The organism is Mesorhizobium sp. M5C.F.Ca.IN.020.29.1.1 (assembly GCF_003997375.1).
Taxonomy (GTDB): domain Bacteria; phylum Pseudomonadota; class Alphaproteobacteria; order Rhizobiales; family Rhizobiaceae; genus Mesorhizobium; species Mesorhizobium wenxiniae.
In genome coordinates, this window is sequence record NZ_RZSW01001190.1 from 1 (window position 1) to 448 (window position 448).

At 58.9% G+C, this 448-nt stretch carries 1 protein-coding gene; it reads left to right on the forward strand.

The window, feature by feature from the left end; genetic code table 11:
• Nucleotides 1–101: 101 nt before the first annotated feature.
• Nucleotides 102–448: hypothetical protein (locus EOA85_RS36985; RefSeq protein WP_164760215.1), on the forward strand; the 347-nt coding region annotated here is incomplete at its 3' end.

Genomic DNA, 448 nt, shown 5'->3' on the forward strand with positions numbered 1-448 from the left:
CTCGATGCCGAGGCGCACCACGATGACTATGACAAGCCGATGGTCGTTCGCTGGCTCTGTCGGCTGCACCACAGGGCGGTACATAGGAAGGGTGGTGCCTGATGAGCGGAAACACCCGCCCCTTCACGATGGTCTCGCCAGAGCTTCACAACTCGCGGCGCTACCTATCGCTCGACGACAGCGGGAGGACATTGATGCACTACTACGTGAGCGGTCCGCACCAGACCAGTTGCGGCTGCTCCCAGATAAAGCCTGCCTATGCCGCCGCCGATCTCCTTTGGCCGGTGGAGAAGTACCTGGACTACCGCGGCAAGCTGTTCGATGCCGGCCTGATCGCCTTCGATGCCGCCACCGACGAAATCTATATCGAACGGTGGTTCAAGCATCACTGCAAAGGCAGTTGGAAATTCGGCAAAGGCCTGATGACCCAAATCTGTAAGATCGAGAG